Origin of the sequence: Jeotgalibaca arthritidis, assembly GCF_011100465.1 — a bacterium.
GTDB lineage: Bacteria > Bacillota > Bacilli > Lactobacillales > Aerococcaceae > Jeotgalibaca > Jeotgalibaca arthritidis.
This window is the reverse complement of record NZ_CP049740.1, coordinates 1,972,511-1,993,068: the sequence shown is the minus strand read 5'-3', so window position 1 is coordinate 1,993,068 and position 20,558 is coordinate 1,972,511. Positions and strand designations below refer to the sequence as shown.

The window sequence follows — 20,558 nt, the reverse complement described above, 5'->3', positions numbered from 1 at the left end:
AAAAATAGAGCATGATGTTTGACCATCATGCCCTCATTCCTATAAATCAATCAAATCTTTAATCTGAACAGCTAAACCAGATGCAATGGATCGATTAGCTGCTACACCTGTTAAAATAGACATTGCCCCATCAATATGACTCGCTGCTCGATTAAACGGATCATGGTCAGCAACTCCAAACAATTCATTCAATAGAATGGGATCACCACCACCATGCCCGCCTTCGCCATCTTCAATAGCAACCTCATAAGGCGCATCAAACATCGGATAAACCATAATCGATTTCACTTCAAGCGCGCCCTCATTCTCCTTGTCACCACCCGCATTGATATAAGATTTTTCAACGACCTTCATTTCAATACGGCCTTTGCTCCCATTAAATGAAATATTAAAACCTTCCCAAGGCATATAAGCATTCAACGAATAAGTTAAAATGGTACCACTTTGGTATTTAACCGTTACACCGAGCGTATCTTCAATCGATATATCATCTGAAAATACACTTCGATCTCGGATATAGCCACTATCTGCTTCCGCTTTTAAATAAAGTTCACGCAACTCTTCATTACTATTTAAATCGATGGCAAACGGATCATCTTTGGCCGCTGGAGAACCGGTGCTACGATAATAAAAATCCGTTACGCCACGTTTTTCTGCATTTTTCATGCCATAGAAATTCAGATCACCAAAGGCAAATACTGTCTTAGGGTAGCTATTTAACCAAAAGTTAACGAGGTCAAAGTGATGAGTTGATTTATGAACCAATAAACCACCACTATTCACTTTATTACGGTGCCACCTTCTAAAATAATCAGCCCCATGTTCTGTATTTAATAACCACTCAAAGTGAATGGAGAACACATCACCAATCACACCATCTCGAATCAACTCACGAATCTTCGTATTGTGTGGCGCATAGCGATAATTAAAGGTTACCCGAAGCGAACGGCCTGTTCATTTTTCAGCATCAATGATGGCTTGCGCCTTTTCTTCATCAATCGTCATCGGTTTTTCTGAAATAACATCATAGCCCTTTTCCATAGCCCGAATAATATAATCATGATGAGTGCGATCAACCGTTGTAACAATAACAAAATCAGGCTTCAATTCATCCAACATTTGGTCAAACTTTGTATAGTGATAAGTCGGCACCTTTGGATGACCATGCCGCTCTAGTAATGTATTCGCAAAATCCATTCTCGTTTGTGAAACATCACAAAACCCAACTACTTCACTTGTTTCATGATAGGTACCAGCAATCGCTTCATAGAAAAAGCGAGCCCGCCCCCCTGTTCCAACTTGTACATAACGTTTCTTCATGATTAGCCTACTTTCCTAGTTCATTATCGTGCTACTTTTTTGTATGCGCTTTCCAAACATAGAGATAGCTTATCACATCAAAACTTAGGATAAAATAGGATAATCCGACTTTTTTGTATAAATATTTAATGAATTTGAAGGGGATTGCAATAAAAAAGCTGTTAAGAAAATAATTTCTTAACAGCTTTCTCTATTTTATTAGCGTATCCCCAATGCAATCCTTGCATAGCGACTCATGCGTTCAGTTGTCCATGCTGGATACCAAACTAGCTTTACTTTAATATCCGTTACTTCTGGGACTGATTTTAAAGCACGATGGATTTCATCTGTAATGACATCTGCTAGTGGACAGCCCATCGTTGTTAGAGTCATATTCACTTGGCAAAAACCATTTTCTTCTATCAAAACTTCATATATTAAACCTAAATTCACAATGTCAATCCCTAGTTCAGGATCGATAACTTGTTCTAAGGCCATTAAGACACGTTCTTTTATTTCTTCTATTTCTTCTAGCGTATAATTTTCTGACATAGTTTGTTCACTCCTTTACGAAGGGTTTGATTTATCATAGCAAGTTTGCAAGTGTTTTTCAATCCTCTATTGCAAGGCTAAAAATTGCGCTGTTTTCACAAAGACATCATTCGGTACTTTATGACCATGTCCTTCGTAGTAATCGTATTCCATTTGAATGGCAAATGATTTACCTTTAACCATAGAAACGAAGGCTTCTGTTTGACTAAACGGCACACTATTATCTTCCTTACCGTGCCAAATGTAAAACGGACGTCCTGCTATTTTTTCAGGATGTTCTTGTAAGCTGAATGGTTTGAATGCTGCCATTGCCGATTCAATATCAACGGTTTTTATATCAGGCATTCCTTCAACCCAAGATGAGGTTACTAACCATTTTGTAAAGCCAATCGGATCTGGATTTCCCATCAATGATGCAGCTGAGTAAATCCAAGGATACTTAGCAAGAGCTATGCAGGTTGTAATGCCGCCCATTGAGAGTCCTGCTACTGAAATTTTACCCTTATAAATGAGATCACGAGCTTGATAGTAATCAACCAGAACCGGCAATTCTTCTACATTATGATGAATAATCGACCAAAACTCCATTTCTTTTGGACCATCGTAGTATTCATTTTTTCGCTCGCCATGTAAAAAAGCATCCGGCAAGATGACACGGAAACCTTTTTGTGCAAGTTCATAGCCGGCTTCTAAACTTTTTTCTTTTTGTCCAGTAATACCGTGAAAAAAAACGACCAGCGGGCATTTTTCTTCTTTCAGTTTATAGTCGACCATTTCTATTATGGGTAATTGGTTAATGACTTTTCTTTCTATTGAAATCATGGCTTCCTCCTGATATAAGCGAATTCTATAGCTATTTCTTAGTATTTAGTGTAACATAAGATGACAAATTCCAGTACACGAAAGGAAACTTTTAACAAAATGAATAAAAAACTTATTGCGATTGATTTAGATGGGACAACCCTCAACAATCAATCATTGTTATCTCAAAAAACGGTTCAAACACTCCAGCTTCTGCAAGAAGATGGTCATCACATTTTAATTGCAACTGGTCGTCCATATCGTAATAGTAAGCATCTCTATTCAGAATTAGGGTTGAAATCCCCTATGGTCAATTTTAACGGCGCGCTTTGCCATATGCCAGGCAGTAAAAATTGGTCGAGCTATTACCACAAAACAATTGATTCTAACTTAGTTATGGATATTTTGGCAAAGCAAGATGATTTAGGCTATAACTGGCTAACAATTGAAGGTCAAGAAACACTTTATTCTTCAACTGTTAAAATTCCGCCGAGTGAATTTTTCCCAGAAAATACCCTATCTACCCTTGTCACAAGCCAAACCAAATTGGATGGCAATCCAACATCATTAAATCTTTATATTGACGAAGCAAGACAAGAAGCTATCCGTCAACGTTTGTTAGATGAATATGGTAGCGAAACCTTATCGGTGCGCACTTGGGGTGGTTCACTACCCTGCTTGGAAATCGTTGCTCCTGGCATCCAAAAAGCAATCGGCGTTGACCGAGTGGCGAGCTACTATAACATTAATCGCCAAGATATTCTTGCTTTTGGTGACGAAGATAACGACTTTGAAATGCTTGATTATGCCGGTCATGGCGTTATGATGAAGAACGGTATTGATCGTCTTCGCTCTGTTGCCAATGATGTCACTGCTTTTACCAATGACGAGGACGGCCTAGCCCTTTATCTAGAAAATTACTTTAGTTTATAAGAATGTCTCCCCTATTCAGGTTTCTGAGTAGGGGATTTTTTGTAGTTAGTCTTAAAAAAACAACTTCAGTTGCTATTTTTTAGCTGAAGTCGGTTAAAACTGCTTTTTAAACAACTTCAGCTGATTTTTTCTTCCTGAAGTCGGTTAAAATCGCTTTTTGAACAACTTCAGGGCAAAATTTGGAGCTGAAGTTGTTTTTTGAGTCACTATACAAAATAAAAAACAGCTTGTAGGATGAATTTCCTACAAGCTGTTCATTATATAAATTCGGCTGTTTCTATAACTTTTATTTTTGGATCCAACGATTGAATCACCGGACAATTTCTTGATACAAGCTTCAGACAGCGAATAGCTTTATCTTGTTGGTCTTCAGTAACCTTCAAATAAAACGTGAGGCTAATACTATCAATTGGGCCTACTCGGTCTTCTGTATCTCTTGTATAAGAAGCGATCACTTTTTCAAATTCAAATGCTACCTTAGAATTCTCGAGAACTTCTTGGTATACATAAGCACCGCAAGCTGCTGCTGCAGCAACGAGGCTTTGAACAGGTGAGTAACCTTTGTCTCTTTTAAGCGTCCAATCTTCTTGGCTGCCAGTTAATGTCATTCTATCTGACTCATAGTAGAGTGTTAGTTTATCATCCACCTGATTCAGCTCCTCTTATTCGGCTGGGCCTGTAATTTTTTCAACTTCTTCTAAAACGTGCTTCACGACATTTGATCCTACAACGAGCATTTCATAAAGCGGACGAACATCTTCAGTTGTTTTCGCCATTGTCTTCATTAAAACTTCGCCGTCATTAGCTAAGCATACTTTATAGTAGAAAGCTTTCGTTAAGTTTAACTCGTTTAGAACCTCTAATAGTTGCGTTTTGTCGCTGTAGTTTGTTAAATAAGCGATTTGTTTAAAGGTAATCTGGAAATCAACAACATCTTCGCCATTAATGACAACAATACCAAATGGTACTTTTTTACCCGGACCTGCCATAAATGATCCTTGATATAAAGTTTGGTTATTAACAATTTCTTGTTTCTTTAATGGTAATTTTTTCTCTGCGAATAATTTATCTAGTTCATCTAAAATCTGCACAACAGTTTCCCCTCTCAAACTTACTCCCTTCAGTATAACATAAATGAAAACGGTGCCTAGTTGAAAATAAAAAAAAGCTAGATTTTACAATCTAACTCTTCAAAATTTATTATTTAAAGACACCAAATCCGCCAGTCCAGCTGATTTTTTCTGCTGCAGCTAGAGAGATTTGTAGGAAACCAATCGCTTCTAATTCACGCGCACGTTTTAATGCTCCTGCATCAATAACAGCTAGGCAGCTTCCTTCTAGTGCTTTTGTGACTGTTTCTTTTGCTTCAGCATCATCTGAAGCAAGTAAAACTGTTGTTTGATGGCTGTCAGCGACTTTTTTAGCCGCTAGCGTTCCACCAAAGTTTGTATTAAATCCTTTTACAACTGCTGCTTCTGGTAGTGCTGTTGCAATAACTTGCGCAGCTGAACTATCTGCATCAACAACTAAACCATCGAATGTTTCAAAATCAACCGGGTTAGTAATATCAATAATAATTTTGCCAGCAAATTTGTCTTTGTTTTTAGAAATAATGCCCTCAACTGCTCCATAAGGTACTGCAAAAACAACAATGTCTCCGATTTGGTCGACTTCTGAATTTGAATTAATAAAATTAACTTGGTTACCTGCGTCCTCAAAGTTTTGTCCAATAACTGTTCCCATGTTACCTTTTCCAAAAATTGTAATAGCTGTCATTATCCATTCTCCTCTTTTATCTGTATTCAGCTTTCGTTCAGCTGTTGTCTATAGATATACTTTAATCTATCTACTTACTAAAAGGAAGTACGAACTTTATGATTAGCTACTTACTTACAAGTAAGTAATGGGTCACCTCAAGGAGAACGTTTATTTTATTTCTTTTAAGTAGGTTTCACCCCAGCGATTCATTTCATCAATAATCATTCTTAAAGACTCACCTAATGTCGTTAACTTATATTCAACACGAGGCGGAACTTCCGGATAGACAATTCGTTCTACAATACCGTCAGCTTCCATCTTTTTCAAATTGTCTGTTAGGACCTTTTGGCTGATACCTTCCACTGCTTTATGGAGTTCACCAAATCGTTTCGTTTCTTTTAATAACTCTCTTAAAATAAGCAGCTTCCATTTATTACCAATCAATTCCACTGTTTTAGCAACTGGACAGCTTGGTAGCTCTTCTTTCGTTAACATGCTAATCCCTCACTTTATTTGTAAGCCTTCATTATAATCTATTCTATAGGAAGTCTAAACATTTGCCAAATAACAAAAAGAACCCAGCCATAATGACTGGGTTCACGTTTATCGAAAGAGTTAATCTTAACGACGACGTTCTGCGATACGAGCAGCTTTTCCGTGTAATGCACGCAAGTAGTATAGTTTCGCACGACGTACTTTACCGTGACGAACAACTTCGATTTGTGCTACACGTGGAGTGTGGATTGGGAATGTACGTTCAACCCCAACACCGTTAGACATTTTACGAACAGTGTAAGTTTCGCTGATTCCTTGTCCACGACGTTTGATAACAACGCCTTCGAACAACTGAATACGTTCTCTAGTTCCTTCAACAACGCGTGCGTGAACACGAACAGTGTCTCCAGGACGGAAATCAGGAATATCATTACGTAATTGTTCTTGTGTAATTGATTCGATTAAGTTCATTTCTTTTTCTCCTTCCAACAAACATTCATGCATAGATTTCTTCTATCAGCGGAATATCGTTATCTCGAGTAGTTTCCTACTCACTCGTAAGAGTTTAACATAGTTTCGAATAGCTGTAAAGTATTTTTTCTTTATAGCTGATCCATTTCTGCTTTAATTTCTTGTAGCCATTTTTCCTGTTGTTTCGTTAGTATAATCTCTTCCAACAAGTCAGGGCGTCTCTCTAATGTCTTGCGTAAGGATGCTTTTTCTTGCCATTCAGCAATCTTAGCATGGTTCCCACTGAATAACACTTCGGGTACTTCATCGCCTCTAAAATCGCGAGGACGCGTGTATTGTGGGTGTTCCAATAAACCTGTTGAGAATGAATCGGTTTGATTGGATAGCGTATTACCCAATGCTTCTGGCAATAAGCGAACCACACTATCAACAATGACCATCGCACCAAGTTCGCCACCCGTTAGAATAAAGTCACCGATTGAAATTTCATCAGTCACATGTGCTTTAATCCGTTCGTCAAAACCTTCATAATGGCCACAAATAAATACTAAGTGCTCTTCTTGCGCCAGTTCCTCTGCTAAAGCTTGGTTGTAGGTTTGCCCAGCTGGATCCATCAGAATAATTCTTTTTTTCGTCTCAGGGTAAGCCTCTTTAATAGCATCAATACTATCTACAATCGGTTGTGCTTTAAGCAGCATACCTGCTCCGCCACCAAAGGGATAGTCATCCACCATATTGTGTTTATTATCAGAAAAATCACGAAAGTTTGTCGTTTCAATCGAAAGCAAGTCCTTTTCAATGGCTTTTCCAATAATCGATTCGCTTAGTGGTCCTTCAAACATAGTAGGAAAGAGGGTTAAAATATCAATTCTCATTAATCTAACAGTCCTTCCATAATGCTAACCACTACGCGTCCTTCTTCTAAGTTAACTTCTTTAACAACATCATCAATGTAAGGGAGTAGAATGTCTTTTTTCGCCTTACCTTTGACAACCCAAACATCATTGGCTCCAGGTGACAGAATTTCTTTAATTTCGCCTAGCTCTTCGCCTTCATCAGTCACAACCGATAGGCCAATAATTTGATGGTAGTAATAGTCTTCCCCTTCAAGCTCTTGGATGTGTTCTTTAGAAACTTTTAGTTCAGATCCTTTATAGATTTCAACATCTTCGATGCGCGGATGGTTTTCAAATGTTAGTAAATCAAAGTTTTTGTGCTTGCGGTGGCTCTTAACGGTTACTTTACCAGTTTCCTTACCATCTTGAAAAATAGTCAATAACGAACCTTTTTTATAGCGTTCATTAGCGAAGTCTGTCACTGAGATTACGCGAACTTCGCCCTTTAACCCTTGAGTATTAACGATCTTACCAACTGCTAAATAATTCTCCATCTGATCACCTCTTTATTTTTTCCTTTAATACAAAAAAAGGGACAAGTTCACCTTTTCAAATGAATGTCCGCTTTTGTTTGTATGTATCTGTTCTAATAGTGTCTTAAAAACCTACTCTGCTCCCTCTATAACTAGACGAACACGCTTCGATTTTTTAGTCCGAACACTATACACAATCGTACGAATTGCGCGAGCAACTCGACCTTGTTTGCCAATGACGCGTCCCACATCATCTGGATGAACAGCAAGGTGATATTCATAAAACTCTTTGGTTTCCTTAATATCAATCGTGATGTCATCTTGATGCTCAACTAGGGGCGCCACCATTGTAAGAATCAATTCTTGAATATCAGGCATAAAACCACCATCCTTTTGGTTGAATTGAATGCTTCTGAATACAATGATCTAAAAAGCTTATTTAGCTAATTTAGAGTCGTGGAATTTCTTCATGATACCTTCTTGGGAAAGTAAGTTTCTTACAGTATCAGATGGTTGTGCACCATTTGCTAACCATTTTAAAACTAATTCCTCATCAAATTTGATTTCTGCTGGTTCAACAACTGGGTTGTAAGTACCAACTTTCTCGATGAAGCGACCATCACGTGGTGCGCGGGAATCAGCTACAACAATTCTGTAGAATGGATTTCTTTTAGAACCCATACGTTTTAGACGAATTTTCACTGCCATTTTTTAAATACACCTCCATCTATCTCAATCTCACAAGAGCTATCATACCAGTTTAATATGAGCTTGTAAAGTATTTTTTCTTTACAGTCTTATCTTTTTTTCTTTTTCTTCTTTTTGCCCAGTTTTCGAGACATTTGTTTCATAGCTAGTTGACCTAACTTGCCTTTTGGACCGTTACCTAAGAGACCTTCCATACCAGCAAAATTACCCTTAGACATTTGGTTCATCATTTTACGTGACTCATTAAATTGTTTGATCATACGGTTTACTTCTTGTAATGAGCGCGCTGATCCTTTAGAAATACGACGACGTCTGCTTTGTGAAAGTAAATCAGGATTCTCACGTTCTTCTGGTGTCATAGACATGACAATAGCCTTCATATGAGCCATATCTTTTGGATCAACTTTAACTTGGTCAATTCCTGGTAAATTACTCATTCCTGGAATCATTTTTAATAGATCTTCAATTGGTCCCATATTAGAAACTTGGTCCATTTGATCGATGAAATCATTAAAGTCAAATGTATTCTCACGAATCTTTTCAGCCATTTCTTTAGCTTTATCTTCATCGTAATCTTGTTGTGCACGCTCAATCAGCGTTAACATATCTCCCATACCTAGGATACGAGATGCCATACGATCTGGGTAGAATGGTTCGATGTCGTCAAGCTTTTCTCCTTGACCGGTAAACTTAATTGGTTTACCTGTAACCGAACGAATAGACAAGGCAGACCCACCACGCGTGTCACCATCAAGCTTAGTTAAGATAACCCCTGTTATACCTAACTGTTCATTAAAGGCTTTCGCTACGTTAACAGCATCTTGCCCTGTCATCGCATCCACAGTAAACAGAATTTCATCTGGTTCAACTGCTGCCTTAATATTTTTCAATTCGGTCATCAGGTTTTCGTCAACGTGCAAACGACCTGCCGTATCAATAATAACAAAGTCGCGACCTTGCATTTTTGCTTCTTCAACTGCTTCAGTTGCGATTGCTACAGGATTAGCATCAGTTCCCTTTGCATAAACAGGAAAATCTAATTGCTTACCAATCGTTTGTAATTGATCAATCGCTGCTGGACGATAAACGTCAGCTGCAGCTAATAATGGGCGTTTATTTTCACGCTTCTTCATGTAGTTTGCTAATTTACCAGCTGTTGTTGTCTTACCAGCCCCTTGCAAACCAACCATCATAACAACTGTTGGTGGTTTTTTAGCAAAAATAAAGGGTTCTTGTTCGCCACCCATTAATTCAGTTAATTCTTCATTAACAATTTTAACGACTTGTTGTGCAGGCGATAGTGATTCTAGTATATCTGAACCTAATGCTCGTTCATTTACTTTTCTAACAAAGTCTTTAACGACTTTAAAGTTAACGTCCGCTTCTAGCAATGCTAGACGAACTTCACGCATCATTTCTTTAAGGTCAGCTTCTGTAATTCTGCCTTTTTTACCAATTTTAGTCATTGCGCCTTGGAGACGTTCTGATAAACCTTCAAATGCCATTTATAGTCACATCCTATTTTTCTTATTCATCTAATGTTTCAATTTGTGAAATCATTTTTTGTAAATCGTGGTCCCCTGGATAGGTTGTTGCCGAATATGTTTTTAATTGCTCTAAACTTTCTTGTCTTAGTAAAAAGTTCTCAACTAAATGAAGTTTTTTTTCATAACTAACTAATATTTTTTCCGTGCGCTTGATATTATCATAAACGGCTTGTCGGCTCACTTCAAATTCATTAGCTATTTCACCTAAAGAATAATCATCACCATAATAAAGAGAAAGATAGCCTCTCTGCTTATCGGTTAGCAGAACATTATAAAACTCAAATAATGTGTTCATATAATTGGTTTTTTCCAATTCCATATCTGTTCCTCCTCTTCTTTAAGTGTCAAGTTGAAACCTTTACATCACTCATAAGAATACCGATAAATAGCCTATTAGTCAAGATAAAAACAGAGCCAACAACCTGTTACTTTGGAATGTGCGATACAAGCTGGAAAAGTTCGCTGTATCTTACATGAAAGCAAAAAATAAGCTGAGATAATTATCCCAGCCTATCCTTACACTTATTTTTTCACTTCAACGAGATCTTTTACAAGTCCGTAAATGTATTGTTCAGGATCGAAGACTTGGAGATCATCCATGCTCTCACCAAGACCAACAAATTTAACTGGAATAGCCATTTCTTGGCGGATGGCTAAAATAACCCCACCCTTAGCTGTTCCATCTAATTTTGTTAAAATCAAACCAGTCACATCGGTTGTTTCCTTAAACTGTTTTGCTTGAATCAAGGCATTTTGTCCCGTTGTGGCATCTAACACCAATAGCGTTTCTGATGCGCCACCAGGAACCTCTCGTGTGATAATGCGGTTGATTTTTTCTAATTCTTTCATCAAGTTAACTTTATTTTGTAATCGGCCTGCTGTATCAATCAGTAAGTAGTCATAGTTATCTTGCTGACCTTTTTTCAAAGCGTCAAAGACAACTGCAGCTGGATCAGATTGAGCGTTACTAGTTACAACATCAACACCAACTCGTTCTCCCCATACTTCAAGTTGCTCAATCGCTCCTGCACGGAATGTATCTCCCGCTGCAAGTAAAACTTTCTTACCTTCGCTCTTCAGCTTGTGGGCATACTTACCAATCGTCGTTGTTTTACCAACACCGTTTACCCCAACAAACAGAATAACGGTTAGACCATCTTTGTTCTCATTAATAGTTGGTAGACCGACTTCACCTTTTTCGTAGATCTCTACCATTTTTTCAACGATAACATTTTTAACTTGCTCGCCAGTACGAACGTTCTTCAGTTTAACTTCTTCTCTTAGTACATCTGAAATCGCTAATGTCATATCAAAACCAACATCGGCAGAAATTAAAATTTCTTCTAAGTCATCAAAAAAGTCTTCATCAACTTCTCTAAAACCTGCGAATAATTCATTAATTTTATCTGAAAAGCTTTTACGGGTCTTTTCCATCCCTTTATCATATTTTTCAATGACAATACGTTTCTCCTCATTTACCGGCTGTGTCGTAACATCTTCACCGGTAAAGGCACGTTTAATACGGTCAAATAATCCCATTTTGTCACATCCTAACGTTTTTATAAGACTAATTCATAAATAGCATGGGCAATGCCGTCTTCGTCATTGGTTTTTGTAATAAAGTCTGCATAGGCCTTCACTTCATCACGTGCATTTTCCATGACAACTGCTGTCCCAGCATATTCAAACATAGCAAAATCATTTTCTTCATCACCACAAGCCATGACTTCTTCTTTAGTGATTCCTAAAATTTGACAGAGTGCATCAATACCAGTACCTTTGTTGACTTGTGGATTCATTACTTCATACAGTAAAGGACGCGATTTCATCATCGAATAATTTTCAGTGTAATCAGCTGGAATCTTAGCAATAGCATCATCTAAAATATCGGGTGAGATACAGTAAACCACCTTGTTAAAGCGGTGGTCCTCTGTGAAATCATCAATTGATTTTTTAATAAATGGCAAACTCGCACTCATCAAACTTGGGTATAATGAGTCTCTTCCTGCTGGATAATCTGGCTCATAGACGTACTCTAAGTCTAGCATATTCATTGGAATGTTTAAGTCATTCGCTAGCTTGTATAGGTCTTTTATTTGATCATAGCTTAAGGTTTTCTCTGAAACAATCTCAGATGTATTATTCTTTTGAACGAGTCCGCCGTTATAGGTAATTGAATAATCACCCTCATCCATCAGATCGAGTTCTTCTAAATAACGTTGAATCCCTTTTAAGGGTCTTCCTGAGCAAAGGACAATTTTAACGCCCTTTGCCTTAGCTAAGCTAATCGCCTTTTTATTTTCTTCACTGATGTGTTTTTCTGAATCTAGTAAGGTGCCATCTAAATCTAGTGCAATTAATTTTATCATGCAACATTCTCTCCTATTCATCGTCCTCATCATTAAATTTTACTGAAGCTAAACGAGAAACACCAGAATCTTGCATAGTAACGCCATACAAAACATCGGCTTCTTCCATCGTCCCTTTTCGATGAGTAATCACAATAAACTGTGTGTTACTCTCGAACGAGGTTAAATACTTACCAAATCGAACGACATTTGCTTCATCCAAAGCTGCTTCTACTTCATCTAAAATACAAAACGGCACTGGCGATACTTCAATAATAGAAAATAACAGTGCAATGGCTGTAAAAGCTTTTTCACCGCCAGACAATAAACTTAAGTGCTGTCGTTTTTTTCCAGGAGGCTGCGCAACAATCTCGATACCCGTCTCCAATAGGTTAGAGGGATCGGTTAATTCAATGGTTGCCTTACCACCACCAAACAAGCGCGGGAAGGTTTGTTCAAATTGATTTTTTATTGCCATAAAAGTTGTTTCAAAGCGTTGTGAGACTTCTTCGTCAATCTCTTCCATGGCCTGTAAGAGCGTGGCTTTCGCTTCTAAAAGATCTTCTTGCTGTTTGCTTAAGAATTCATAACGTTCAAAAATACGATCATACTCTTCAATTGAAGTCAGGTTAATTGGTCCTAAATGATTAATCTCATTCTTAAGTTGTTTCACTTTTTGAGAGGATTCTTCAATTGAAAGTTGCAATGGGTAATCTTGACGTGCAGCTTCATAAGTTAACTCATATTCTTCACTCAAACGGTTCAAATGATGGTCAATGGCCACCTCAAATCGTCCAGAAGAACTTTCTAATTTAGCTAGTTGCTCCAAGGCTGATTTAATAGCCTCGTTTGTTTCTTGTAACTGATTATTTTTTTCCTCAACCTCTTGATCACGTTGCTTTTTACTGTCACGTTTTTCTTTCAAGAGAAGCGTATAGTGTTGTTTATCCTTTTTACTTAAGGTCAACTGCTCAACAATGTCATCAATAGATTGGAATTCTGTATGCTCTACTTTAGAGCTCTCTTCCAAGCTAGCTTCAATTGCTGTCACGGTAGCGACTTCGTTATCAACTAATTCTTTGGTGTTTGCAATATCACGTCGTAGTTGTTTTTCTTGCTCTTTAACGACAGCTAGACTTTGTTGGTCTTGTTGAAGCGTTTGTTGCAAGCTTTGAAGAAGCTTTTGGCGTTCTTCTTCATTCAAAGTAGAATCTGCCATTGTTTGTTTCAAGCGCCCAATCTCAGTCGTTAGCTTGTCGCTTTGTTGACGAGCAGTATCTAAGTCAGTTGTCATTTGTTCCAACTGAGTCTGAACCAACTTCGCTTCGTAGCGATAAGTTAATAGCTCTTCTTGTAGCTGTTTTAGGCTATCTTCTTCTCGCTTTTTACTGCTTGCTAGGTTGTCTAATTCATAGCCCAGCTTACTTTTTTCTTGCTGTAAGAAAGCATAACGATTTCTACCCTTAGTGACCTCTTCTTGAATGTTGCGGTACTTTTCTTCAATCGTTTTATAAATCAGCGTGTGCTCATCAATATAGTCGGTTAGTTTCTGAATGCTATTCTTACGACTAAAGACAGATGCACTTTGTTGTTTCTTACTCGCTCCACCTGTCATCGATCCACCTGCATGAATCACATCTCCCTCGAGTGAAACGATTCGATAGCGGTTTTCAATACGTTTGGAAATCGCTACACCCGCCTGGAGATTCTCAGCAATAATCGTTGTGCCAAGTAAATTTTCAGCAATAGCTTGATAACTCGTGTCAAAAGTAATTAAATCTGACGCTATACCAATAAATCCTGCTATCGACTGTAATTCATGAATAAGGTAAGACGGCATTTGGCGTGACTTAATAACGGTTAAAGGTAAGAAGGTCGCCCGTCCTAAGCGATTGCGTTTTAAAATATTGATACAGGTTGAAGCTGCTTCAGTGTCATCAACGACAATGTGTTGAATAGCTGTTCCTAAAGCTGTATCAATAGCCAAGGTATAGGTGTCGGGAACATGGAATAACTCGCCGACTGGACCACGAACACCGTTTATCTTATCTCTTCTTTTTAGTATTTCCTTAACACCTTGGTAGTAGCTAGCATAGCTATCTTCCAATTCTTGCTGACTTTCTTTTCGAGCTTCAGCTTGCTGAAGGTTTCTGGACAGCGTTAATAGCTCTTCATTATAGGTCTTTATTACCGCTTCATGATCAGCTAATGCTTTCGCTTGTATTTTCTCTTCGTCTTGGTAGTTAGTCAGTTGATTTTCCAACTCTTGATACTGGGCATCTAAATTCCTAACTAAATCTGCTTTCTGAGACTCGCCTTGGCTGTTCTCAGCAATTTTAGCTTGTAAGTTTTGGTATTTATCCTCAGCTTGTTGGACATCTTTTTCAAGTTGAAGAATCGTATTTTTATTTGATGATTGATCTTGAAGTGTGTCGATATAAGTATCTCTTAGCTGCTGAATATGCTCATTTTTATCTGCAGACAATTGCGAGACCTTTTCGAGTAATTCTTCAACTTTGGCTTCAAGCTCTTTTCGATCTGTTTGTTTGAGGGCAATTTCTTCTCTCAGTTTAGCTAATTTGACCGTTTGTTTTTCAATCAACTGTTTTTTCTCAGCTAATAGGCGTTCTTGGTCTTCTTTGTTTTTAGCAGAAAAGCCTGCCTTTTGATCAAGAATATTTTTCTGCCCTTCTAACTGCTCTATTTTTCTAACAATAGCCACATACTCATCTTGTAGTTTATCTAAGGCCTCATCTTCAACCTTAGCATGCTGATGGCTATCAGCTAATGATGCCTTCAATTGTTTTTGTCGGCTCTCTAAATTAGTTAGTTGCTCTTGATAATGTTCAATTTCTTTTTTACCAAGTTGCCACTGCTCATTTAGCGTTTCAATCTCTACTGCGATAAGGGCAATCTCTATTTCACTCAGAGCTGCTCTCTTTTCTTTGTATAAAAGAGCGGTATTACGTTGTTTTTCAAGTGGTTCTAATTGATTAGTAATTTCATGTAAAATATCTTCTACGCGGTTCAAATGTTCCTGAGTATCAGAGAGCTTTCTTTCAGCATTGACCTTACGATTTTTATATTTAGCAATTCCAGCAGCATCTTCAAATATTGACCGGCGCTCTTCTGGTTTATTTTGAAAGATTTGTTCAACCTTTCCTTGAGAAATCATGGAGAAGGAATCCTTCCCAATCCCTGAATCCATCAAGAGATCCGTAATATCTTTTAAACGGCATGGCTTCTTATTAATAAAACAATCGCTGTCGCCATTGCGATTGATGCGTCGCGTTAAGCTGACTTCTGTAAAATCAATCGGTAATGTCCGGTCTTCATTGTTTAGGACTAAGGTTACTTCAGCGATATTGATGGGTTTTCTCGATTGAGAGCCCGAAAAAACAATATCATTCATTTTTTTACCGCGCAGGTTACGGGCTGATTGCTCTCCCAATACCCATCTGACAGCTTCAGATAAATTGCTTTTCCCACTCCCATTTGGTCCAACAATAGCCGTTACGCCTTTGTCGAATTCAATGATTGTTTTATCAGCAAAGGATTTAAACCCTGTCATCTCAATTCTTACGAGCTGCAAATAAAACATCCTTTCATAACATTTATTTTTTTAGGGACTTGTTTAATGCCATTTGAGCCGCATTTTGCTCCGCACTCTTTTTACTTGTACCACTACCGCGTCCAAGTACATCACCATTCACAAAAACAGCGACTTCAAAATGTTTAGCATGTGACGGCCCTTCTTCTAGCACCGTTTGATATTTAATTTGAATATCGCCATCTTTTTGTAATTCTTCCTGCAAAAGTGTTTTATAATCCATCGCATGGGAAAAAGCATCCTCTTTAATTTTCGAAAGCACAACACGGTAAATAAAGTCTTTAGCTGCTGGCATGCCTTGATCAAGAAATAAAGCGCCAATAAATGCTTCGAATAAATCACAAAGCAGCGCTGGTCTCTTTCGACCATTCATCCGCTCTTCGCCTTTTCCAAGACGAATAAACTGATCAAAGCTACATTCCTTAGCAAAGGCAGCTAGACTTGGTTCGCAGACAATTTGAGCGCGTAGGCGAGTTAATTTCCCTTCATTCCATTCTGGATAATGGTGGAATAAAAACTCCGATACAACAACTTCTAAGACTGCATCTCCTAAGTATTCGACTCTTTCGTTATGCTTCAATTGTAATTGACGATGCTCATTCACATAGGATGAATGAGTAAATGCCTCCTCTAGTAATGAGTCATTACGGAAGCTGACATTAAATTGCGTTTGAATCATATTTTTTAAGTCTTCCATTATTCTCCTCCTTTCATCATTTACATACTCCCATATTATACGTCAAAATAAGCATTCTTGCACCCTTATCCTAAAGAAAGAGCACGCTATAAAAAAAGAAAGAGCTGAATAAATCAGCCCTTTCTTATCATTCAATTCGAATTAGTATGCAGTTTCGCTTGTTAATTCTACAACTTCCCAACCATCAGTTGTTCCGTATGTAATATCGTAGTTCTTAACGCGGTTGTTAACTGCGAATACTTCTGAACGCCACAATGTTGGAATAACGGGTACGTTATCAAACATGAATTGTTGCCATTCGCGGAATGCTTCAAACTTGTACTCTGGATCGAATGAAGCTTCAGAGTTAATCTTGTCTAGGATAGCAGTATGCTCATCGCTCACATAACGTGTGAAGTTAAATGATGCTGTTTCGCCATATAGACCTGTTGGGTTTGGATCACTACCAGTTCCCCATGCAGCTTGGTAAACATCGATTTGCTCATCGTCAGCTTCTAACATATCGTAGAATGCTTGGAATTCGATCAAACGTCCTGTTGAAAGTTGGACATTCAATCCAATATTTTGCCATTCTTGGATGTAGTATTGTGCGATTGGTTCAGCAGTTGCACCACCAGCCATAGATGCAAAGTTAATTACTAACTCTTCACCTTCTGGCGTTTCACGGAAGCCGTCACCATCAGTATCTTCGTAACCAGCGTCATCTAAGATAGATGCAGCTAATTCTGGATCATAGTAGAAACCTTCGATATCTTCGTTTACGAATTCACCGAATACTGGTGGAATCATTGCTTTCGCATTTTCACGTAGTCCTTGGTAGAACTCAGTTGCGATAGCGTTGTTGTCGATTGCGTAAGCCATTGCTTTACGTAGTTCAACATCTCCCATTTTTGCATCTGGGTCAGTAACGTTTTTAGCCGGTTCAATTACCTTACCATCTTCATCTGTTACAGCTGGTTCCCAGTGTCCTAATTTAAATCCTAGGTAAGTGTATGCTAGTTCTTGACGTCCTAATAGTGTTATATTTTCAGAATCTTTATAGGTATCGTATTGGTCAGTAGGCATTGAGGCAACGTCGTAGTTACCATTTTGCATTTCTGATACGATTGTTTCAGGAGCAACAACTTCTGCAATTACGCCATCCAATTTAGGAGCGCCTTTCCAGTAGTATTCGTTTGCTTCGAATTCTACAGACTCACCAGCTGTGATTGATTTCACGCGGAATGGACCTGCAGAAACTGGGTTGTTACGAACTTCTGGTGATGCAGCCATATCTTTGATTGCAACTTCGCCAAGTTGATGTTTAGGCATTGGGTAACCCCAGATACCACCACCTGATTGTAAAATAGATGGGTTAACTTCAATGTATTGGATAGTAATGTTTTTATCATCAATAATTGTAATACCAGAAATTTTATCTGCTTCACCGCTGTGGTACTCTTCCATACCAACGATGTTAGCAAAGTCCGCACCATAACGTACGCCTTCATATTCTGGGCTACCAATCACTTCATAAGAGAATAAGACGTCTTCTGTTGTTAGTGGTTCGCCGTCAGACCATTTTAGGTCATCACGCAATGTAATTGCGATTGTTCCAGCCTCTTGATCAAACTCAAATGTTGCCATACCGTCTTGAGATAGCATGAAGCTCTCATCAACTGAGAATAGTGATTCATGAGAGAATCCCATTAATTCAGAATCATATGCATCTTCATAAAATTCTGGTGAGAAAATCCCTTGGAATGGTGAACTTGAAACAAGCGCATAGTTCAATACGCCACCTTCAATTGCTGCTTCATCATTTGACATCACAGTGTCAAATTCTACAACACCTGACGCTTCTCCGCTTTCTCCAGCAGATGAATCGTTCGCTCCATTATCGCTACTATCAACGTTATCAGAACCATTGCTTTGGCATGCTGCCAAAGTTAATACAAATGCACTCAAAGAAAGTAAACCTAATTTTTTCTTCATCATACATAATTCCTCCCTTTTCTTAACCTAGTCTTTGTTTAGAGTCTGCCGCACGCTGCAACGCTTGGCCGACATAGTTTATACTCAGCATCAATACTAATATTAATAGTGACGCTGGTAACCAAACCCATGTTTTATTTTCAATGACATCTGGGGATGTCGCATACCCAATCAGTGTTCCTAAACTTGGGACACTTGACGGTAAACCGAAACCAAGGAAGCTTAATCCTGTTTCAATACCGATATTCCCTGCAAAGTTCAATGTTGAGTTAACAATAATCAATGAACTTAAGTTTGGCATCACTTCGCGGAACATTATTTTGATATCACTTGTACCTAATGTCTTCGATGCATTGACATAATCACGGTTAGCTTCAGATAAGGTACGACTTCTAAAAATACGTGCCTTCCCTACCCAACTAAACGCACTCATGATAGCAACAAAGGTGAAGATATTATAGTCGGCAACAACTGATACAAAAACAATAATAATCATATTAATAGGTAAAACCATAATGAAGTCAACGATACGCATGATAATATTATCAACAATACCACCATAGTAACCAGAAATGATTCCTAAACCAATTCCGATAATACCAGTGATAATAGTTACGCTGAATCCGATAATAATCGAGTTACGAGCTCCGATAAATAGTTGGCCGAGAACATCACGACCACCCTCATCTGCTCCTAGAACATATTCCACGCCAGGTGCTTTATAGCGGCTAAGAATATGAACTTTCATTACCTCACTTTGATCAAAAAAGAAATATGATCCAATGAAAATAACAACGAGTAGTGTAATTAGTAAGCCTAGAGAAAACATGGCTAATTTATCTTTTTTAAATTCACGGGCAATAACTTGGAAACCAACTACTGCGCCTTGATCATCTGATGTATCTGGTAAAGTTGTTAAGTTAGAATCAGTATGGTCAACGTGTTCAATTTGCGTTGATACTTCTTCCATTTTACCTGTTTTTTTATCTTCTTCCGTATGCATTTTATTACCTCCTTTTCCTTATCTGCTGCTATTCAATTCGAATACGTGGGTCAACAATACTCATGATAATATCTGATAACAATGTACCAAATAGAGCTGTTAAACCAAACAGTAGAATTAATGCAGTGATGACACTGTAGTCACGAGCCATTAGAGAATCGATGAACAAGCGACCCATCCCAGGGAATGAGAAGATACGTTCGATAAAGATTGATCCTCCGATAAGACCGGTAATGTCATATCCAATAAAGGAAGCGATTGGTAAGATTGAGTTACGGAAAATATGTTTGTTATAAACTTTGTTCTCAGGTACCCCTTTTGAACGAGCTGTTTTCACATAATCTTCTTGCTTAGCATCAATAACCCCTGTACGTAAGTACTGAATCGTACTTGTCGTAGCTAGCAAGGCATAAGATAAAGCCGGTAAAATCAAATGATAAAAACGACTCCACACGTATTCAAAGGTGCCAGATTGTAAACCAGTTTGAACTGTTCCTCGAGTTGGGAACCAACCTAAGTTAAATCCAAAGATCCAAATCAATAGAAGTGCAAATACGAATGTTGGGATTGCAAAACTAAAGTAGTTATAGAAACTGATCGCTTTGTCTCCCCATGATCCATTGTAACGACCTGCGAACATTCCTAGTGGAATAGCAATAATATAAGTGAAAATTAAAGATACAATTGACAACCAAATCGTGTTACCTACACGCTGTCCAATAACCTCAGAAACAGGGATTTTATAAGTAAATGATTTACCAAAATCACCTTGTAGGGCATTTACAATCCAATCCCAATAACGGATATACCATGGATTATTCAAACCTGCTGCCTCGCGCAAGCGTTCAATTGTTGCAGGATCCATATCCGGCGTAATTAAACCTGTAAATGGGTCACCCGGCATAGCCTGAGCCATTAAGAAGACAAATAGACTAAGAATAATAATTTGCGGAATCATTAAAATTACGCGTCTTAAAATCGTTTTCCACATAA

At 38.2% G+C, this 20,558-nt stretch carries 21 protein-coding genes and 1 pseudogene; 1 reads left to right on the top strand and 21 read right to left on the bottom strand.

Annotated elements, in window-relative coordinates:
- Nucleotides 1-39 precede the first annotated feature (39 nt).
- The 3 genes and pseudogenes from G7057_RS10060 to G7057_RS10050 all read right to left on the bottom strand — a co-directional run bounded on the left by G7057_RS10060 (nt 40) and on the right by G7057_RS10050 (nt 2,673).
- Nucleotides 40-1,320, bottom strand: a pseudogene (locus tag G7057_RS10060) (Gfo/Idh/MocA family protein).
- A gap of 198 nt (nt 1,321-1,518) precedes the next feature.
- Complete coding sequence (locus tag G7057_RS10055; protein WP_166163435.1) at nt 1,519-1,851, bottom strand: metal-sulfur cluster assembly factor; 333 nt, start codon at nt 1,849-1,851, stop codon at nt 1,519-1,521.
- Nucleotides 1,852-1,917: 66 nt separating this feature from the next.
- A complete protein-coding gene (locus G7057_RS10050; RefSeq protein ID WP_166163433.1) occupies nt 1,918-2,673 on the bottom strand; it encodes an alpha/beta fold hydrolase in 756 nt (251 codons plus the stop codon).
- Nucleotides 2,674-2,772: 99 nt separating this feature from the next.
- Here G7057_RS10050 and G7057_RS10045 point away from each other — a divergent pair, with 99 nt between their 5' ends.
- Complete coding sequence (locus tag G7057_RS10045; protein WP_166163431.1) at nt 2,773-3,585, top strand: Cof-type HAD-IIB family hydrolase; 813 nt, start codon at nt 2,773-2,775, stop codon at nt 3,583-3,585.
- 257 nt (nt 3,586-3,842) lie between these two features.
- Here the strand turns inward: G7057_RS10045 and G7057_RS10040 are convergent, their stop codons facing one another.
- From G7057_RS10040 to opp4B, 18 genes are all read right to left on the bottom strand, one after another.
- Nucleotides 3,843-4,193: an OsmC family protein gene (locus G7057_RS10040; RefSeq protein ID WP_166164219.1), complete on the bottom strand. Its 351-nt coding sequence runs from the start codon at nt 4,191-4,193 to the stop codon at nt 3,843-3,845.
- A 54-nt stretch (nt 4,194-4,247) separates the two neighbouring features.
- Entirely contained in the window at nt 4,248-4,676 is a 429-nt protein-coding gene (locus tag G7057_RS10035; RefSeq protein WP_166163429.1) for a hypothetical protein, read from the bottom strand.
- Nucleotides 4,677-4,785: 109 nt separating this feature from the next.
- Nucleotides 4,786-5,361 (bottom strand): NADPH-dependent F420 reductase, encoded by a 576-nt coding sequence (locus tag G7057_RS10030; RefSeq protein ID WP_166163427.1) that lies wholly within the window; start codon nt 5,359-5,361, stop codon nt 4,786-4,788.
- A gap of 150 nt (nt 5,362-5,511) precedes the next feature.
- Nucleotides 5,512-5,838: a winged helix-turn-helix transcriptional regulator gene (locus G7057_RS10025; protein ID WP_166163425.1), complete on the bottom strand. Its 327-nt coding sequence runs from the start codon at nt 5,836-5,838 to the stop codon at nt 5,512-5,514.
- A gap of 126 nt (nt 5,839-5,964) precedes the next feature.
- A complete protein-coding gene (gene rplS, locus G7057_RS10020) occupies nt 5,965-6,309 on the bottom strand; it encodes a 50S ribosomal protein L19 (protein WP_076766408.1) in 345 nt (114 codons plus the stop codon).
- A 131-nt stretch (nt 6,310-6,440) separates the two neighbouring features.
- Nucleotides 6,441-7,184, bottom strand: a complete 744-nt coding sequence (gene trmD, locus G7057_RS10015; protein WP_076766410.1) for a tRNA (guanosine(37)-N1)-methyltransferase TrmD — start codon at nt 7,182-7,184, stop codon at nt 6,441-6,443.
- Nucleotides 7,184-7,699: a ribosome maturation factor RimM gene (rimM, locus tag G7057_RS10010; protein WP_166163423.1), complete on the bottom strand. Its 516-nt coding sequence runs from the start codon at nt 7,697-7,699 to the stop codon at nt 7,184-7,186. Before rimM ends, trmD begins: the two co-directional genes overlap by 1 nt.
- Before the next feature lie 111 nt (nt 7,700-7,810).
- A complete protein-coding gene (locus G7057_RS10005) occupies nt 7,811-8,056 on the bottom strand; it encodes a KH domain-containing protein (RefSeq protein ID WP_076766414.1) in 246 nt (81 codons plus the stop codon).
- A gap of 57 nt (nt 8,057-8,113) precedes the next feature.
- Complete coding sequence (gene rpsP, locus G7057_RS10000; protein WP_076766416.1) at nt 8,114-8,386, bottom strand: 30S ribosomal protein S16; 273 nt, start codon at nt 8,384-8,386, stop codon at nt 8,114-8,116.
- A gap of 89 nt (nt 8,387-8,475) precedes the next feature.
- Nucleotides 8,476-9,891, bottom strand: a complete 1,416-nt coding sequence (ffh, locus tag G7057_RS09995) for a signal recognition particle protein (RefSeq protein ID WP_166163421.1) — start codon at nt 9,889-9,891, stop codon at nt 8,476-8,478.
- A 22-nt stretch (nt 9,892-9,913) separates the two neighbouring features.
- The gene (locus G7057_RS09990; protein WP_166163419.1) at nt 9,914-10,252 is read right to left on the bottom strand and encodes a putative DNA-binding protein; all 339 of its coding nucleotides are present in this window, start codon (nt 10,250-10,252) and stop codon (nt 9,914-9,916) included.
- Nucleotides 10,253-10,455: 203 nt separating this feature from the next.
- The gene (gene ftsY, locus G7057_RS09985; protein WP_166163417.1) at nt 10,456-11,472 is read right to left on the bottom strand and encodes a signal recognition particle-docking protein FtsY; all 1,017 of its coding nucleotides are present in this window, start codon (nt 11,470-11,472) and stop codon (nt 10,456-10,458) included.
- A 20-nt stretch (nt 11,473-11,492) separates the two neighbouring features.
- Nucleotides 11,493-12,302: a sugar-phosphatase gene (yidA, locus tag G7057_RS09980; protein WP_076766424.1), complete on the bottom strand. Its 810-nt coding sequence runs from the start codon at nt 12,300-12,302 to the stop codon at nt 11,493-11,495.
- 13 nt (nt 12,303-12,315) lie between these two features.
- Nucleotides 12,316-15,873, bottom strand: coding sequence for a chromosome segregation protein SMC (gene smc / locus G7057_RS09975; RefSeq protein WP_166163415.1), 3,558 nt, complete (start codon nt 15,871-15,873; stop codon nt 12,316-12,318).
- A gap of 22 nt (nt 15,874-15,895) precedes the next feature.
- Nucleotides 15,896-16,591 carry a ribonuclease III gene (gene rnc, locus G7057_RS09970; protein WP_405002650.1) on the bottom strand — a complete coding sequence of 232 codons (696 nt, stop codon included), beginning with the start codon at nt 16,589-16,591 and terminating at the stop codon, nt 15,896-15,898.
- 138 nt (nt 16,592-16,729) lie between these two features.
- Nucleotides 16,730-18,565 (bottom strand): oligopeptide ABC transporter substrate-binding protein, encoded by a 1,836-nt coding sequence (locus G7057_RS09965; RefSeq protein ID WP_166163411.1) that lies wholly within the window; start codon nt 18,563-18,565, stop codon nt 16,730-16,732.
- A gap of 19 nt (nt 18,566-18,584) precedes the next feature.
- Nucleotides 18,585-19,565: an ABC transporter permease gene (locus tag G7057_RS09960; protein ID WP_227004594.1), complete on the bottom strand. Its 981-nt coding sequence runs from the start codon at nt 19,563-19,565 to the stop codon at nt 18,585-18,587.
- A gap of 28 nt (nt 19,566-19,593) precedes the next feature.
- On the bottom strand, nt 19,594-20,556 hold the full coding sequence (gene opp4B / locus G7057_RS09955) for an oligopeptide ABC transporter permease (protein ID WP_166163409.1): 963 nt from the start codon (nt 20,554-20,556) through the stop codon (nt 19,594-19,596).
- Nucleotides 20,557-20,558: the final 2 nt, after the last annotated feature.

What these genes read in the sequence shown, in the direction of transcription:
- G7057_RS09960 (WP_227004594.1), bottom strand. Translation starts at nt 19,565, where the DNA reads ATGCATACGGAAGAAGATAAAAAAACAGGTAAAATGGAAGAAGTATCA.
- rimM (WP_166163423.1), bottom strand. Translation starts at nt 7,699, where the DNA reads ATGGAGAATTATTTAGCAGTTGGTAAGATCGTTAATACTCAAGGGTTA.
- G7057_RS10055 (WP_166163435.1), bottom strand. Translation starts at nt 1,851, where the DNA reads ATGTCAGAAAATTATACGCTAGAAGAAATAGAAGAAATAAAAGAACGT.
- G7057_RS10045 (WP_166163431.1), top strand. Translation starts at nt 2,773, where the DNA reads ATGAATAAAAAACTTATTGCGATTGATTTAGATGGGACAACCCTCAAC.
- trmD (WP_076766410.1), bottom strand. Translation starts at nt 7,184, where the DNA reads ATGAGAATTGATATTTTAACCCTCTTTCCTACTATGTTTGAAGGACCA.
- rplS (WP_076766408.1), bottom strand. Translation starts at nt 6,309, where the DNA reads ATGAACTTAATCGAATCAATTACACAAGAACAATTACGTAATGATATT.
- ffh (WP_166163421.1), bottom strand. Translation starts at nt 9,891, where the DNA reads ATGGCATTTGAAGGTTTATCAGAACGTCTCCAAGGCGCAATGACTAAA.
- opp4B (WP_166163409.1), bottom strand. Translation starts at nt 20,556, where the DNA reads ATGTGGAAAACGATTTTAAGACGCGTAATTTTAATGATTCCGCAAATT.
- G7057_RS10005 (WP_076766414.1), bottom strand. Translation starts at nt 8,056, where the DNA reads ATGCCTGATATTCAAGAATTGATTCTTACAATGGTGGCGCCCCTAGTT.
- yidA (WP_076766424.1), bottom strand. Translation starts at nt 12,302, where the DNA reads ATGATAAAATTAATTGCACTAGATTTAGATGGCACCTTACTAGATTCA.
- rpsP (WP_076766416.1), bottom strand. Translation starts at nt 8,386, where the DNA reads ATGGCAGTGAAAATTCGTCTAAAACGTATGGGTTCTAAAAGAAATCCA.
- G7057_RS10040 (WP_166164219.1), bottom strand. Translation starts at nt 4,193, where the DNA reads ATGACATTAACTGGCAGCCAAGAAGATTGGACGCTTAAAAGAGACAAA.
- G7057_RS09990 (WP_166163419.1), bottom strand. Translation starts at nt 10,252, where the DNA reads ATGGAATTGGAAAAAACCAATTATATGAACACATTATTTGAGTTTTAT.
- G7057_RS09965 (WP_166163411.1), bottom strand. Translation starts at nt 18,565, where the DNA reads ATGATGAAGAAAAAATTAGGTTTACTTTCTTTGAGTGCATTTGTATTA.
- G7057_RS10030 (WP_166163427.1), bottom strand. Translation starts at nt 5,361, where the DNA reads ATGACAGCTATTACAATTTTTGGAAAAGGTAACATGGGAACAGTTATT.
- G7057_RS10050 (WP_166163433.1), bottom strand. Translation starts at nt 2,673, where the DNA reads ATGATTTCAATAGAAAGAAAAGTCATTAACCAATTACCCATAATAGAA.
- G7057_RS10025 (WP_166163425.1), bottom strand. Translation starts at nt 5,838, where the DNA reads ATGTTAACGAAAGAAGAGCTACCAAGCTGTCCAGTTGCTAAAACAGTG.
- ftsY (WP_166163417.1), bottom strand. Translation starts at nt 11,472, where the DNA reads ATGGGATTATTTGACCGTATTAAACGTGCCTTTACCGGTGAAGATGTT.